Annotated in this window: 14 protein-coding genes; 5 read left to right on the forward strand and 9 right to left on the reverse strand. The window is 56.9% G+C overall.

What is annotated here, in order from left to right; genetic code table 11:
* The first annotated feature begins 67 nt into the window (after nt 1-67).
* Nucleotides 68-292 (forward strand): hypothetical protein, encoded by a 225-nt coding sequence (locus NITLEN_RS10685; protein WP_121989602.1) that lies wholly within the window; start codon nt 68-70, stop codon nt 290-292.
* 328 nt (nt 293-620) lie between these two features.
* Here NITLEN_RS10685 and NITLEN_RS10690 read toward each other — a convergent pair whose 3' ends face one another.
* Nucleotides 621-1,664: a Kelch repeat-containing protein gene (locus tag NITLEN_RS10690; protein WP_121989603.1), complete on the reverse strand. Its 1,044-nt coding sequence runs from the start codon at nt 1,662-1,664 to the stop codon at nt 621-623.
* 833 nt (nt 1,665-2,497) lie between these two features.
* Here NITLEN_RS10690 and NITLEN_RS10700 point away from each other — a divergent pair.
* Both NITLEN_RS10700 and NITLEN_RS10705 read left to right on the forward strand, forming a co-directional pair.
* The gene (locus NITLEN_RS10700; protein WP_121989605.1) at nt 2,498-3,178 is read left to right on the forward strand and encodes a Crp/Fnr family transcriptional regulator; all 681 of its coding nucleotides are present in this window, start codon (nt 2,498-2,500) and stop codon (nt 3,176-3,178) included.
* Between the two features lie 386 nt (nt 3,179-3,564).
* Entirely contained in the window at nt 3,565-4,185 is a 621-nt protein-coding gene (locus NITLEN_RS10705) for a cytochrome P460 family protein (RefSeq protein ID WP_219999439.1), read from the forward strand.
* A gap of 251 nt (nt 4,186-4,436) precedes the next feature.
* Here NITLEN_RS10705 and NITLEN_RS10710 read toward each other — a convergent pair whose 3' ends face one another.
* The 6 genes from NITLEN_RS10710 to NITLEN_RS18135 all read right to left on the reverse strand — a co-directional run bounded on the left by NITLEN_RS10710 (nt 4,437) and on the right by NITLEN_RS18135 (nt 12,361).
* Nucleotides 4,437-4,814: a matrixin family metalloprotease gene (locus NITLEN_RS10710; protein ID WP_121989606.1), complete on the reverse strand. Its 378-nt coding sequence runs from the start codon at nt 4,812-4,814 to the stop codon at nt 4,437-4,439.
* On the reverse strand, nt 4,789-6,267 hold the full coding sequence (locus NITLEN_RS10715; protein WP_121989607.1) for a hypothetical protein: 1,479 nt from the start codon (nt 6,265-6,267) through the stop codon (nt 4,789-4,791). The genes NITLEN_RS10710 and NITLEN_RS10715 overlap by 26 nt, the downstream gene beginning before the upstream one ends.
* A gap of 41 nt (nt 6,268-6,308) precedes the next feature.
* Nucleotides 6,309-7,871 (reverse strand): DEAD/DEAH box helicase, encoded by a 1,563-nt coding sequence (locus NITLEN_RS10720; RefSeq protein WP_121989608.1) that lies wholly within the window; start codon nt 7,869-7,871, stop codon nt 6,309-6,311.
* A 106-nt stretch (nt 7,872-7,977) separates the two neighbouring features.
* Nucleotides 7,978-9,081, reverse strand: a complete 1,104-nt coding sequence (locus tag NITLEN_RS10725) for a DNA topoisomerase IV subunit A (protein ID WP_121989609.1) — start codon at nt 9,079-9,081, stop codon at nt 7,978-7,980.
* Nucleotides 9,082-9,087: 6 nt separating this feature from the next.
* The gene (locus tag NITLEN_RS10730) at nt 9,088-11,118 is read right to left on the reverse strand and encodes a DNA topoisomerase VI subunit B (protein WP_245924431.1); all 2,031 of its coding nucleotides are present in this window, start codon (nt 11,116-11,118) and stop codon (nt 9,088-9,090) included.
* A 1,066-nt stretch (nt 11,119-12,184) separates the two neighbouring features.
* Entirely contained in the window at nt 12,185-12,361 is a 177-nt protein-coding gene (locus NITLEN_RS18135; protein ID WP_181416793.1) for a hypothetical protein, read from the reverse strand.
* A gap of 163 nt (nt 12,362-12,524) precedes the next feature.
* Here NITLEN_RS18135 and NITLEN_RS10735 point away from each other — a divergent pair, with 163 nt between their 5' ends.
* Complete coding sequence (locus tag NITLEN_RS10735; protein WP_181416794.1) at nt 12,525-13,031, forward strand: HugZ family pyridoxamine 5'-phosphate oxidase; 507 nt, start codon at nt 12,525-12,527, stop codon at nt 13,029-13,031.
* A 145-nt stretch (nt 13,032-13,176) separates the two neighbouring features.
* Here NITLEN_RS10735 and NITLEN_RS10740 read toward each other — a convergent pair whose 3' ends face one another.
* Both NITLEN_RS10740 and NITLEN_RS10745 read right to left on the reverse strand, forming a co-directional pair.
* Nucleotides 13,177-13,425: a hypothetical protein gene (locus tag NITLEN_RS10740; protein WP_121989611.1), complete on the reverse strand. Its 249-nt coding sequence runs from the start codon at nt 13,423-13,425 to the stop codon at nt 13,177-13,179.
* Nucleotides 13,426-13,450: 25 nt separating this feature from the next.
* The gene (locus tag NITLEN_RS10745) at nt 13,451-13,939 is read right to left on the reverse strand and encodes an exosortase system-associated protein, TIGR04073 family (RefSeq protein ID WP_121989795.1); all 489 of its coding nucleotides are present in this window, start codon (nt 13,937-13,939) and stop codon (nt 13,451-13,453) included.
* Here NITLEN_RS10745 and lnt point away from each other — a divergent pair.
* A complete protein-coding gene (lnt, locus tag NITLEN_RS10750; protein WP_245924432.1) occupies nt 13,908-15,527 on the forward strand; it encodes an apolipoprotein N-acyltransferase in 1,620 nt (539 codons plus the stop codon). The two genes, NITLEN_RS10745 and lnt, sit on opposite strands and share 32 nt — an antisense overlap.
* The last annotated feature ends 108 nt before the right edge of the window (nt 15,528-15,635 follow it).

Raw genomic sequence — 15,635 nt, forward strand, 5'->3', positions numbered from 1 at the left:
TTTCTGCACCCACACCGTTCCTCAGTCCATTCCCCGTCTCGCCACTATCTTCTGAAAGGAGATTTCGATGAAACGTCTCGCGATCATCACTGCAGCCGGAATCCTGGCATCACCGAGCCTCGCCCTTGCCGTCGAACACAATGCGAGCTACCAGGGTATCGCCCAGATCTATTTCGTGTTTATCGGAGCCGTCCTGATTTACGGTGTGTACGACTCCTTTGGAAAGACCGCGATGTATGTGGCGACGCCCGCGATTCTCGCCTGGTGCTATTGGATGCTTCCTCCTGCCTAGGGGGAAGAAACAGACCGCTGCTGGCGGCATCGGAACCCTGCTGTTCAGGTGCCGTCAGCGACTCTCCCTCAGATATCGCTTGCCGTCGTATCCCTTTTCCTGCCACCGCTCCAAGAGTTGAATACAGTTCTGCAGTTGCTCGGTCGTCGCGCCATAGATAGTCTTGCCAATTCATCAAGCCAGCGCATCATGCTGAAAGCTGAGTCAAAGCCGGTCGCGTTGATCCCGATCAGTTGATTGCAAGCATTCCAGGTATGCGTCGCCGTGCCGCTGCCGGTCGCACACAGTCAAGCAACGACCCCATTCGGCGCCGTAGACAGACGACTCCTTATCGAGGACTGAACTCGAAGATATCGTGGGAGTCTGTCACGACGCGCATTCCGGTGATGCCGGCAGACTGAATGTCGCCGCTCGCAAAGTACAAGCGATCGCCCACGACGGCGCCGGCGAGACCATGGCGGGGCATCGGCATTTTGGGTAGCTCTTCCCAGCTGTTCGTGGCTGGATCATAGGCTTCTAAGGCTCGGAAGGCTGCCAACAGATAATTGTCCTGATGTTCGCCGCCACCCACATAGATGCGGTTCTTGTAGACCGCCCAAGCTCCGCCGCTCCGCTCCGTTGGCATCTTCGCCTTCACGAGACCCCACTGGTCGGTCGCCGGATCATATTCCTCCACGACGTTGGTATTGCTCGCCGTGAAGATAAACGCGCTGCCCAAGCGGCCGCCGATGACATAGATCTTGTTGTTCACCGCCCCAATGGCGGCGTGGTTTCTTGCCGTCGGCATCGAGGACCGCTGCGCCCAGCTATTGGTCTTCGGGTCGTACTCCTCGACGGTGCCGACCGACCGATGGGGTTTGGCAGGCTGTAGAGATGACTCACTCGATCCTGGATGCACGGCGGCTCCGCCAATCACATAGATCTTGCCGTTCACCGCTGCGGCGACGGCCGAGCCGCGCTTGGAGGGCATGGGCGCTAAGGCCTTCCAGTGGTCGGTCGCTGGATCGTATTCCCAGGCGCTGTTGATGGGCACCCAGGCCGGCGGGCCGGACTCGGGCGGCACGAACCCTCCGAAGGCGTAGAGCTTCCCGTCCAATTCGGTGATCGCAACATGATGCGAGGGCAACGCCATGGGTTGTTTCTTGGTCCACCTATCCGAACCCGGATCGTATTCATAGACCAAACCTTGCGGGATCCATCCCGGACCCAAACCACCAAACACGTAGAACTTCCCGCCGACCGACGCACCGACGAGTTCCTCGGACGGCTCCGGAAACGGCGCCCCTTTGCTCCACTTCCCCAACAACTCCGCTCCGGCTGGAGTAATCATCATGAGTACTGTCACAATGGCGAGCATCATCACAGCTGGCATATCAGTCCTCCATGTTCCGGTGAGCTACATCTGGCCGGGCGATAATACGCTTCATGCCATCTCCGCAGATTCACGGATGCTACTCAATATAGACGCTGCGCACACCTGCCGGGCCACCCAATACCAACCACGGCTTTTCCAAAATAGGGTTTCTCCGTTCATTAATCAAGGCGCAACCATACCGCACGCAATCTACAAAGGATGACGGGAGACCCTCGGCTCAGACAAAACTTTTATGGGGGAAAGATGGGGTCACCGCCTGGTCGATGCGCCCTCCAGTGCGCGTGATCAGCTCCGCATTAAGGCGCGATGATCCACGCCGGTGCCGTATTAGTGGAGAAAGATGGCCTCGTTTGTTTGAACCGTAACCTAAAGCCGCATCGAAACTGGAGTCGCTCCGAACGAGTGTGGACCGAGACCGCCCGTTCGGTGAAGAAGCCTGGATGCAGCGGATGGCTACGTGCTCCGGCATGAAAGTAATCCTACGACCTCCTGGACGACGGAAAGAATCCTGAACCAACGACTCCCGACCACTTTGATTTCCTCCATGCAAAGCCCGCTGAAGCCGATCATCCAGCACCTTGAGCAACACGACGCCGCCATCGATGCTGGCAGGGGCCTGATCGAATCGGATCACCACCGGATTCAGTTTGTCATGGAATTCACACATCACTTGCGGTATACAGCCTGTCGCCATCAGGCCTCCTTTCCGCTATACGTAGCAGCGTCTCGACACCGCTCCTATAGCACCGCGTGGAGCCTCGGTGGCTTTTTTGTTGCCGGAGTCATGACGTATTCGGATGAGGCGACTGGCTAGCTGAGGAGTATTGATCATGAACCATGCCGATGATCTGCAATCGCGATTCTTGGCTTCATTACGCAACCTCCACCCTGTCTCTACCCAAGCCTTGAGCCATGGGAAAGTGCTGTACGCGACCTACGTGCCAGGGAAGACGTACATCGTGCAGAGCGGGTACGTACGACTGATGGCGATCGGAGAGAATGGGGATCAGTTCACTCGGATGTTGCTGGGGCGAGGATCGATTTTTGGCGATCTGCCATTCACGCCACCGCTTTCGATGAAGGAAGAATCGGCCGTTACCAGCGGGGCAACGTCTATTCTTGAATGTCAGCGTCACACGATAGAAGCGGTTGTCCATCGCGATGAAGTCCTCTGTAAAATCCTGTTAGAGGTGTACAGCCGGCAACTGGGCCTGATGGATCGGCGAGTGCAGTGGCAGTTTGCAGCGCCGTTGCGTCGGCGAGTGGCGATGATTCTTCTCGATCTCATGGAGTTTGGAAGAGCCCCATGCCCGCATCATGATGGGTTCCTGGTGGATATCCGCATGACTCATGAGGAACTGTCCGAGCTGGTCGGGGCAGCTCGTCCCAATGTGACGGCGATTCTGAACGAGTTTCGTGACGAAGGCCTCCTACGGTACACAAGGACCTACCTCTGTGTCCGCAGCCTTTCAGCGCTCGGTCAAATTGTTCAGTCACATGAAGTGCGCTAGACGGTGTTGGCATCGACAGTCGGACACAACACGTTCGGCCTGCCTGCTAGAGATTCCCCTCCACAATAAGTCCTGATCTTCCTGCGACTTCGTTCCAGCCGCGACTCATCGCACGTGGATGATACGCCATGACATGGCTGTGAAATGAACCATTCCATCACGACTGTCATCTGGATGACAGATCATGCCGAGTCGAGTGGCGTATAAGCTCGTGTACGGAACCACACCATACAGAGCGCCCTGATCCTCCACGTGTCAGTCGATTCGCAGGACCGGTCGCCTGTGGATGTATGTGAGGGGGCACAGTGATTCCGAGAGTGTACTTAGGGCTGTGATTGGAGTGGCCGTTGAAGAACTACGAACTGTATCTATTCTGGGAGGCAATCATGAAGAAAAAGATCGCGTTCTTAATCGTAGGAATGGTGCTGCTCGTGACCGCACAGGCGATCACAAGCTCATTCGCCGAGGACAGCAAGCCCTTTGTACCGCATGTGGTGGATGCATCCACCGGCAATATCCGTGTGCCTGAGGGTTATCGACTGTGGCCCACACTCGGCACGTGGGCGCATGCGAAGAAAGACACCACGCTGAAAACGAATGGCGTAGCGGTGCACGAGTACCACGTGGTGTACACGCAACCGGAGACGATTGCGCATTACCAGAAAACTGGGCAATTCCCCGATGGGGCCGTGCTCGTGAAAGAACTGCTTCATGCCAAGACCATGGCTATGAGCACCGGCCCAGTGGTAGGTCACGCGACGACAACCAAAGGGTGGTTTGTGCTCGTCCGCGACACCCAGGGCCGCTACAAAGACTCCGGGCTCTGGGGAGAAGGATGGGGATGGTCATTTTTTAGTGCGGAAGATTCGGTGCATACAACCTCGAAGAATTTCAAAGCCGAGTGCATTCCCTGCCATATGCCCGCAAAACCACTGGCTCCGGCCAATAGCGTGGAAGAGGATAAGTGGATCTATGCGCTCGGATATCCGGTTTTGCAGAAGAAGTAACACGGGCTCGTTCACGATGGAAATACTCGGGTCAGGTTGAGATGGCCAGGATTTGATCACCTTATTAGACTGCGGAAAGAAAAGAGACCGCTGCTGGCAGCATCGGAACCCTGCGGTTCAGGTGCCGCCAGCAACTCTCCCTCAGGTATCGCTTGCCGTCGTATCCTTTTCCTGCCACCACTCCAAGAGTTGAATCCGTTGTATGCGTCGCCGTGCTGCTGCCGATGGTACACAGTCAAGCAACGCCCCCCTTAGGCTGACGCACCGGCGAGCGGCGTCAGGGTGCCAGATTCAAGGAGCGCCACGTTGAAGGCGTCCTGGTGACGAGTCAGGGGACTGGCTCCGACCACGTCGGTGCCTGTCCCCGGTTCTGTCGATGATGCAACTGGACCAAGATCCAGCGCTGAGGGCAATCGCCGGACGCCGGGATCAATGGAACCAGCCATGAGGCGCGTGCCGTCTACGGCGGAGCTGACGTGGTCCAATCCCATGACATGCCCGAGTTCGTGCATGAGCACGGTCATGAGATCGATCGTGCCGGCAGCCGCACGGCCTTCCAGCGCGGTGAACTGCCAGGGGTTCGCGCCGACCGCAAACTCTTCGTCAACGGGGTCGAATCGATGAACCACCCATACCCGGCGGCATCGGTGTCGAGCGTGATCGTGGTCCCCGACGTGAGTGCCAGGTAGCCATCAGCCCAGTGAAACCACTGCCAAATGCATCGACTTGATTGACCACATTCCGATCAGTCGGTACAGTTTGGCTACCGAAGGAGAGATGATGCTCAAGCGAACGTTGATTCTGTTGGTTCTGGCTCTGGCTCAATTCGGATGCAGTCAGTATGGGGAAAATGTCCCTCCCTACGATGTTCCTGTCTTGCCCGAAGAGGGACGATTCCAACGAGAGGCTGCCAAGCGTGATCACCTCCAAATTGAGGATCTCACCATTGGAAGTGGCTCGGTCGCCGCTCGAGGTCGACGTCTGACCGCTGATGTTGAAGTTCGATACATTGATGGCACCGTTGTTTATCGCGGCACCATAATCACTTACCCCGGATTTGGTGTTGACCTCCTCAATGGTATTAGCGATAGCAGGCTCCTCAGCACGACTCAGGAAGGAATTGATCTTGGATTGAATGGCATGGCTGTCGGAGGCCGCCGACGTATCACCATCGACCGAAGTCTTGTATGTACCGATATCCCCGAAGGTTCCCCCCTCAATGCCTTTTGCTATTTGACTCGTGCCCCCAAGGATCGCATCGAAGTCCGCAAGCAGACCTTGATTGTTGAAGCGACTCTGAATGAATCCTGTAATCCCGTTCTCATCTGGCAAGGCATCTATATGTTCGGCGGATACTTGATCCACTGGCCCGCCTGTCGCAATGAATCTATCCCCCCAATTGCCCCCGGCACTCCCATCTGGCATTACTACTGAAAGATTGCCGAGACCTAACCAGTTGCCAATGGCCACTTGAAGGGCTTGCTGTAAGGATGCATCAGTCAGTGCATCGGCAGAACTATCTTCGAGAAATCCGACTTCAGTGACTAGCGGTAAACTCGGCCCAAAGTTTCGATCACCGGGCAGACGAACAAACGCAATGGCATCAATCCAAATCTTGGCGGTTCCGAAGAAAAGAGAGGGGGGCGTTGCTTGACTTTGCATCTCGGCAAACGACCTTCCCTTACGCTCAGGTGAACCATACCTCCGCTGCGACGACTGCGAGGCAAGTATGCGAGGTCCAGCAACCTCTCCGCCAGCTAGTACTAACACCAGATCGGTGTGCACCAGGCTCAAATTCCCCGTGAACGGCGCCACACTTTCTTGTACCTGCTGAAAGATGGCCTGAGTCAAATTGGCTAAGAGCTGGCTGACATCTGTCGGGCCGTACGGCCATTTCTGCCCATACACGTCGGATTGGGGGGGTCTGGATTTTTTCTTCAGAGACCTTTCGGCCATCCTCGTGGACGGAGCGTCGATTCCATCCACAATCGCTTGTATCAGGCCAAAGACTCTCGCCCCTTTTGTCGTAACGCGATGCATGTGGCGACGCCCAAGATTCTCGGCTGGTGCTGCTGGCGGCATGGAAATCCTGCTGTGCAGATGCGTCAGCGAGTTCGCTTCCGTTATCGCTTACCGTCGTATCCCTTTTCCTGCCATCGCTCCAAGAGTTGAATTCGTTTCTGCAGCTGCTCGGTCGTGGCTTGATCGACGCGCCCTCCGGTCCGCGCGATCAGCTCCGCATTGAGGCGGCGATGATCCACACCCGTTTTCCGCGCAACGGACGCCACCAACAGGCGATGCGTATCGCGCAGATCCAGTTTCTGCTCGTGCAATGAAACTGCGATGTCTCCCGCAACGACGCCTCCGCCCTCCCCTCGCGGGTCTTCTTCCCCGATGAGCGAGTCGAGCTTGGCCACGGCGTTCAACGGCATGTATTCTTTCGTGCTGGACACGGTGATGCGTCCGAACAAATCCCGCTGCCCGGCCGGCATGATGTCTTCCAAGACGTGATCGCGTTCCGCTTTGATCTGCCTGGCGTAGTGCACCAGAATCGGATCTTTGGGCAAGTAGAGCCAGGCACGTTGCGGCTTAGGCATGCCGTCCTGCATGCGCACGAATCGCCCGACGACCTGCCTGAAGTACATTTCCGTCAACACGTTGGTCCCGTACACCCCCACCCGCAACCGAGGGATGTCCACGCCTTCGCTCACCATGTTCACAGCGACCAGCCAGGCCTGGGTTTTATGGTCTGAGAATGACGCGATGGTCCGCGAGGCCCCCGGGTCGTCCGATACGGCCACGACCGCCTTTGTCCCGGTGATTTTTCCGATCAATTCGGACACCCATCGGGCATGGTCCTGATCCATAGCGACGATCAATCCGCCGGCATCGGCCTGCTCTTCCTTGCGCAGTCGAGTCAGTTGCTTGTGCGCATCCGTAATCACCGGACCCAGCCACGTCTCTTGCAGCAGTGCCGTCTTCAACCGTTCACGTTGGAGATCAAACTTTAATCCATCCTCGAAAGTCGCCGTATGCTCACGCCCGTCGGAGAGCCAGGTCAATTCACCTTCATAGCTGGGAAACACAATCGGCCGGCACACACTGTCTTTGATCGCCTCCGTGTAGCCATAGGCAAAGTCCGCGTGGCTCTCGCCTTGTTCGTAGCGGATGAAGGGAATCGGATTATTGTCGGAGCGAAAGGGCGTGCCGGACAGGATCAGGCGAAACACCGCCGAATCGAATGCGGTGCGCAGCGCTTTTCCCCAGTGCTTGCCGTCTCCCGCGTGGTGCAACTCATCCAGAATGAGGAGCGTGCGCTTCCCGGTGCAGGTGCGTTGAAAAATCGCCGGAGCGAGACTGACCTGCTGATAGGTCACGACGGCGCCGTGATAGTCGGAAGCTTCGTTGGCTTGGTCGTTCGTCAGCGCCGGATCGAGTTGCAGACCGATTTTTCCAGCGGCCTCCGACCATTGCGTGCGCAGGTGGTTGGTCGGGCACACGACCAACACACGCACCGCGGCCCCTCTGGAAAGGAACTCATGCGCGATGCGCAGGGCAAAGCGGGTTTTCCCGGCCGCCGGCGTCGCCATGGCAAGGAAATCCGCGGTCTGATGACTTTGGACCGCGGTAAGGGCACGCTGCTGCCAGTCGCGCAGCGGGGCTGTCCAAGGAGGTAGCGTCTTCATGATATGGCTGAATCCGGGTTGGCACAAAGGTCGGCAGCCGCGGCGCACGCGCGGGCTCCCTGATCTGGTGACTCCTGATTATCGAACGGTGGACCCGGGGCGACGGCTAATCGATCCAATCTTTTTCTTTGAGCTTCCTCGGCAGATATTTCTTGGTCAGATATTGAAAGTCTTTATTGGCCAGCGAATCCAGCTCGTACTTGAGCCCACTGGTCAGCATGCGCTTGATCTCCGCCTGCCAGGCCGGCTTCTGGAACCATTGGTAGTTCAGCAGCTCTTTCGCCCGCGCGATATCTTTCTCGTTCAACTTGATCCCCACGTTTCTGGGCAATTCGTAACGTTCCGGATCGGCACTCGATAGGCCGATAAACTTCGCTTTGGGTATGGCCATGCGCTGGCTCTCGAAGGCGAGATTGATCGACCCCTGCTTGATTACGGAATAGATGTAGTACCCCCAGGGATCGTTATCGACCAGTACATACACCGGCAACTTATGCTCTTCGTGCAGCCGCCGAGCCAGCCGGCGGACGCCGCGCGGCGGCTGGCCGTTACCGGTCAGCAGCACGCAGTTATACCGCCGCCAGAACTTGTCTTCCGAGAGGCGGTTCCACTGCGTCCCTTTTTCAACGAGCAACAGAAAGTCGGCCGTGCACCGGCGGATCTCCAGATACTCCGGCTCGACGATCGATGGAACTGAGTAGCCGCCTTTGCCGAGCTTGGCGCAATCCACCCGGTCACCGTCATCGCCGAATACGACCGGGCCGACGATGCTGCCACTGTTTTCCGCGCGCACATGCAGCTCTTCACGCAAAGCCGCGAGCGACACCTCCAGGTCTTCGATGACCGGATCCGATTCATCCTGCGTGTCGAAGGTGTTCTCATGGGAATCTTGAATGGTGTGTTTCGTCCGGTAGTAAATTTCTCGCAACGAGGTCGTCAGATCCGCACGCTGCAATTCGGAAAGGGCATCGGCGACCAGCACTGTCTGCATAAACTTCTTGGCCATGCCGACGTTGAAGAAGGACCGGGCCTGTTTCTTACTCCCCATTTCAATGAGACCTTTGCGCTCATTGAAGGACACGTTCGACAAGGCGCGAATGGGAATCGCAAAGGTCGGATCTTTCGACCGGTCAGCCGCCGCGATCACAATATCCGCCAGGCTGATGAGCTTCTTCTCAACGGCGGTCGTTTTCTTCTGTTTGGTCGCCATGTGGTGTTATTTCTTTCCTCTAGGCGCAGCCTTCTTACCCGGTTTCGCCGGTTTCCCCTTGGGCTTCTTGTCCGTGGCTCCCCGATCAACCACCACCGCCGGCTGTGACGCCTTCCCCTTCTTGCCTTTGGGAACTGCAGGATCAGCCTTATGCGGCGCTGCAATTGCAGTCTGTGCCGCCGGTGCAACGGAAGCCTGTACCTGTGTGGCCAACTCAACTTCGCCTTCCACGCCGTCGGCTGTCACAATAATCGAATGGGGCAACCCTTCCGGCCCGGCACCGGTTTTCCCCAAGGCTTCATCCGTCTTGAGCCCGCCCGTGCGCGATGTGGCGATCTTCTGCAGCTGCGCTTTCAGCTTTTCTTTTGCCAGCGTGCCGCCCTTGAGGCGATTGCAGGCTTCCACCACTTCTTCGATGTAGAGCTCAAAAATATTGCGCCGCCGAAATTCGCTGGCCGCGCGTTCCCGTCGCCGCAGGAACAGCCCCAACCGCCGGCCGCACTCCCGCAGCGCGAGGGTAATTTCTTTCTGAATCTCATCGTAGTCCGCAATGGCTTCCTTGGATTCACTCGTGAACGGCACCCACACCGAGGCCATGTGCACGAAGATCACCATCGGCCCGCCCGGCAAGGCGCCGCGTGACTGCGTCACACCATAGTTCTTCCACCCCGTGCTGAGGACGGCCTTGAAGGTGGAACAGGCGGACTGCTGATAGAGCAAGGGAACCCGGTTGGCGTAACGAATCACTCGCGCGAGTTCAGAATCCCTGTCGTCATCCTCGCCTTCCGCTTTCGGCATGGCGGGCTGCTTCGGTTTGGTCTGATCCTCCGGTCGATGGCCGAAGGCCAACCCGGCTTCGATGATAAAGGGATTGCCTCGATAGACCGCCGGCGGCCGGCTCACCGCCGTGTAAAATTCGCCTTTGATCTGCTTATAGAGTCCCGAAAGAATGGCCCGCTCGCCGATCGGCGAAAGACAATTCGTCGGCGGCGCCATGATCTTAGTGTTTTGGATGGTCTGATAAAGAATCTCTGCGGCTGGCCCCTTCAAGTCTCGCGGCTTCATGTTGGGAGAAACCTTGGCGGCCTTGCAGATCTCGTCCGCCAGTTGCGGCGACACTCGGCAGAAATCGCCGGAAAGGAAGCTGGAGACCGAGTGGCCTTTGGTATCCTGCAACATTTTCAGCAACATGCCGAATTCGATCCCGTAGGGATGCGGCATGATCTCTCGCGGGGATGGCGGCAATTCGTGATAGGTGCGAGGATACTCCTTCACCTCGCCTTCCGGCGGAGAGTAGATCAGGCGGACATGCGGATTGGCGATGGAGGTCTGCTCCAGCCATTCGTCGACTGAGGCCCGGCCCTTTTGATATTTTCCCTCGACCTCGATCGCGACTTGCGTTCCTTGCGGCTGATTCCATTCAATCTGCTTATTCTCATGAACGAGCGGCTCATTTTTCTTCGTATCGATCTGCACTTCGAAGTAATGGGCCGTCGCCTTCGGACCCGTACGGGAAATAATCTTCACCGGCTTCCCGGTCGTCAACTGCCCGTACATCCCCGCCGCCGAAATCCCGATGCCCTGCTGGCCCCGGCTCATCCGCATGCGGTGAAACTTTGAGCCATAGAGTAGCTTCGCAAAGATCCGCGGAATGTGCTGACGGACGATACCCGGCCCGTTGTCCGTGACCGTGATGCGAAATCTGGTTGCCTGGCTCGGAGCGACCGGCTCCCCGGGTGAGACCACTTCAAGCTTGACGGTCACTTCAGGAAGAATCCCGGCTTCTTCACAGGCATCGAGCGCGTTATCGACCGCTTCCTTCACACAGGTCAACAACGCCTTACGCGGGTTGTCGAACCCGAGCAGGTGCCGGTTCTTCGTAAAGAATTCAGAAACGGAAATTTCCCGCTGACGCGCGCCCATCTCAGCCGCCGTGACCTGTTGGACCGGCTTGGCGGCAGCCGTCTTCGCACCGGCTGATTCAGAAACGGGTTGAGCGATAGAAGCGGACTTCGAAACAGCGCGCGCGATGGCCATTCACCCTCTCACAGCATCACATTGGAAAAGTGGGCGGCATTGTACACAGTTTGCCACACTGAGCAAACCCTCGGCACAGGATCGACTGCGACCTGATGTCAAAGAGGAGATTCGCAGGAGGGCAACCAGCCGCCGCAACTGTATAGGGTGGGAGGAGCACGCACCTACCGAGGAGTTAGTAGGTACGGCGGAGATCTCGGGAGAGCATTAGGCTTCCCAGTACAAGCTGGTCCTGCACACCGCTCTCACTCTCAACCCCCTTATGGACCATATTCCCCCGGGGCGTTAACTCCCCCCACACGTTAAGAGTAGGCCCGCAGTCGGAGTGAGTCAAGGGCTCTCTTTCTTGCCGAGAAAATAATTCAGCTGGAGCCGGCGAACATCGCCGGAAAGCCTACCCGCTTGTTTCACACCATGAGGCGCCGATGACGATTGCTTCCATGATTCTTCCTTCGCACTGAGCCACAACCTATTTCAAAAAATAGCAAGGGCCGAATCGGGCAACGATGCGTTTTTCATCGGTGCGTGGAAAATATTTCCTCACGCTGGAAGAAAAAATATATGACAGCTCGCCGTTCTTCTCATTGGACGAACATGAATCTGCCAGACCTCTCAAAAACCAAGCACTTCCATTACCGAAACTGTGATTCACGACGGTGTTCCTCCGCGACTCCCCAGCTTCTGTGGATAACTCTGTGTATGAGTGAGATCCTATCGCTGAAATGGCTGCTCTCAACAGTCATGCGAGCAGATTGCCTAATAAATAGGCATAGTGCTCCCACGAACCAACCCACTATATTTAGCGGCTTGACGGATGATTCTTTTTCTTTTCCACAATCCCTGGGTCGGTATAAAGCTGAGGATGACGGGCTGATCGAAACTATCGCGTCTAGAGCCAAATAGACCCTATCCGTCCAGACTTATGCACAGCAACGCGGTCTTACTGTGGAGAAACCGGTCACATTTCATGAGTATTTGCGTGTTTTTTGGGCGAAAAACACCCTCAATCATGGAGCGGTCTCTTCTTCCCTTTCATCCATCGTTCCGCTCGGGCAGAAGGGCCCTGCTATTTTTTGCGGTAGACGTTCAGTCCGATCTTTTCTTCACGACCTGGAATCGTCACATTGCCTTCCGTTGACGCAATGATCGTGGTCTTCCCCGATGCCGACGGGCCAAACTCTTTGGACAGATCGACCCTGATCGTCAGCATCGTTCCTTCAATTGCCATCTCGACATTTTTCATGATCAGCTCCTTTTGTGCAGAATTGATTGCCGGACCTCTATTGCTCTGATGTCCGCCGACAACGCGAGCCATGACACTGACAGGCGCCATTAAGAGATGACGGCCTAATACCGATAGGATTATTATCACCTAACAAGCCGCTATGTGCGAGAGGATCTGGACGATGACTGAGTCAATGCCCAATGAAGCGGTACGCGACGCGTGGATAGCACTGACGCAGGACGTGCGAACCGGCGTGCTCCTCACGATGCGAAACGGGAAGCCCTTCGGTTCGCATGTACCCTATGTGCTGGGCGACAATTGGACGAGAGTGTATCTACACCTCAGCCAACTTGCCCTGCACACCCAGCATCTGCGTCAGGACCCACAGGTGTCGCTCTTTCTTTCTGAGCCTGATCACGCTGAGAAAAACCCGTTGGCGTTGCGCAGAATCAATCTACAGGGCACAGCCACAATTCTGTCGCCGGACGCGCCTACCTATGCACAGATGAAAGCGCGCTATCTCGCGCGATTTCCAAAATCTGCCATGACGTTTGGATTTGCGGATTTTTCGCTGTGGGAGCTGCAACTGCAGGACGCCCATCTAGTCCTAGGGTTCGGCCAAGCCTATCAGGCAACCGCTCCCTCCCCCGACCACTGGATCCATCAACAACCTGAGCGGAACAAATAGCAGGCTGCTGAAAAAATCTGCCAGCGGCGTTCTCGCTTCGTTCAGAGGCTCAACGTGCCACAAGGGTACGCCTCGCCGCTTCACCCGCTGCGGCCTTGCTGAACAGCCTTTTTGAGCAGCCTGATAAAGCGGGAGCGGGGTCAGACTATGACCGCATCTTGCGCAAAAGGCTGGACGTAACCGTTCCCAAAGCAAGGCCGCCCAGGAAGGTGAGGCCAAGAATCGTGAGGGCGAGGCCCGGGGTATTCCGTTCTGTCTGACACACATGCCGGCGGGCTTGAGTGCCCACTGACGCCTCTCCGCCCATCCAAAAGCCTGAGTCATCCACCGGCGCGGCGTCCGCTCTGGTGAATGGGGTGATGCGGATCCTGCGTGTTGGAGTCGACTCGTCCATAGTCTCCCTCGAATAGGTTCTGTATCTACTTGCCGTCAACTGCCGTCGAGTCTGAGGGATCATCGGATTCCCATGCATATGCCGGTGTCACCATGGGTTCGTAGGTCGGCAGCGGAACGGCGAAGGTCGCTGTTTCCACGACGCCGGCGACGGTGCGCGCGAAAAACATTCCGATGCCGTCGAACGGACCGCGCAGCAGGCCGCTCACCCACCCCTCATGAGTCCCGACTTCATAAATCTGCCGCGGGACCTCGATCCATCCGGTCGAAATATTCGCCACCCCACGGATGAGCTTCTCGGAAATCCGGTCGCCGAGTGTCGACGGCTCATCCGCATGGACTGGAGCATTCGTCACAAGGCTTGCAACCAGCACCGCCAGCACCGCCCAACACTTCGCATCCGGCCGATTCAACAATCTGCCCCGTCTACCGGTTCCTTGCAAGTCGAAATCGCTTTCGTTATGGTACCGCACGATGGATCGAATGCGTGTGCGCCAGCTTATTCTTGCCTGCATAAGTGGTCTCCTTCTCCCATTGTGCTTCCCGAAATTCGATCTGGGCCTGCTCGCATGGGTGGCCCTGATCCCCCTTCATATCGCTCTAGACTCGGCGACGAGACGACGCGCCTTTTGGATCGGATGCCTGACGGGAACGATTGGATTCACCGGGATTATGGTCTGGGTCGTGACCGTCATGACCACCTATGGGAAAGTCCCGCTCCCCGTCAGCTCTGTTATTTTGCTCCTGCTCACAGCCTACCTTGGACTCTACGTCGGAATCTACAGCTGGAGCGTCGTCTGGTTGCGTGAATTCTTACCACGGTACGGAATTTTTTTCTCCCCCTGTGTGTGGGTCTCGCTTGAGCTGCTGAGGACCTACGCCTTTTCAGGATTTCCCTGGAGCCTGCTGGGCTATTCGCAATATCGCGAGCTGGAGATTATCCAAGTCGCCGACCACCTCGGTGTGTATGGCGTCTCCTTCCTGATTATCCTCGTGAATCTCACGCTTGCCGAAATGCTGTTGTGGCTGATGCCCTTCTTCCGCGGATTCCGCCCGAAAAAGCTGCCCTGGGAACTCGCTACCATCACCAGCCTGCTCATGCTCCTGACGTACGGCTATGGAGAATCGCTTCTAACCGGATCCGCACTGCCCACGCCGAAAGGGGTCGTAACCGTCGGATTGGTTCAACCCAATATCGACCAGGTGATGAAATGGGACAGCGCCTATCGAGACGAAACGATGCATCGATTCGATCGCCTGACCGGCCAATTTGGCGAGACGACCGACTTGATCGTCTGGCCCGAAGCTGCCACGCCATTCATATTCGAACGGGAGAAAGACTATCAGCTCCAACTCATGGCCCTGGCCGACCGGGCCAAAGCCCCGATCCTGTTCGGCAGCCCGGCATTGCGCTTTTACCCGGATCGCCGCCCCTACTTATTAAACAGCGCCTATCTGCTGTCCGCAGATGGAACCATCCTCGGACGGTACGACAAACACCACCTAGTCCCGTTCGGAGAATACATTCCACTGAAATCATCGTTGCTATTTTTCCTCGATAAACTGGTTGAAGGCATCGGCGATTTTGAAGCCGGTCCAGGCGGAACCACGTTGTCGTTGACGCCCAAAGCAACGATCCGGGAAGATGGAACCTCCGTTCCGTCACGCCCCGTCAAGTTCGGCGTAGCTATTTGCTATGAAGTGATCTTTCCGGATCTGGTCCGGCAACTCGCGGTCAACGGCGCGGAATTCCTGGTAACCATTACGAATGACGGATGGTTCGGGCACTCATCGGCGCCCGCCCAGCACTTTTCTATGGTGGTCTTCCGCTCGGTAGAAAATCATCTGGCCTTTGCGCGCTCCGCCAACACCGGGATCACCGGCGCCGTCGATCCTTACGGACGGATTCTGCACGCCACCGGACTCTATACGGAGGAGTCGGTTCGGGTGACGATCCCCGTCTGGCAACCGCGCACCTTCTACAGCCGGTACGGGGATGTGTTTGCCTACGGCTGTGTGGTAATCTGCGCGCTGTTGTGCCTGATCAGTCTCCTCCGGCCCAAAGAGCCGGTTCACGGCACCACCGCCATCACCCCGGTATGAGCAAGTCTGTGCTTGTCTGCCGCTGTATGGTACGCTGTGCGCGTTTGTGCCTGATCAGTCTGCTCCGGCCGAACGAGTCAGCCTATGGCACCATCGCCATCACCCCTG

Source organism: Nitrospira lenta, assembly GCF_900403705.1.
GTDB classification, from domain to species: domain Bacteria; phylum Nitrospirota; class Nitrospiria; order Nitrospirales; family Nitrospiraceae; genus Nitrospira_D; species Nitrospira_D lenta.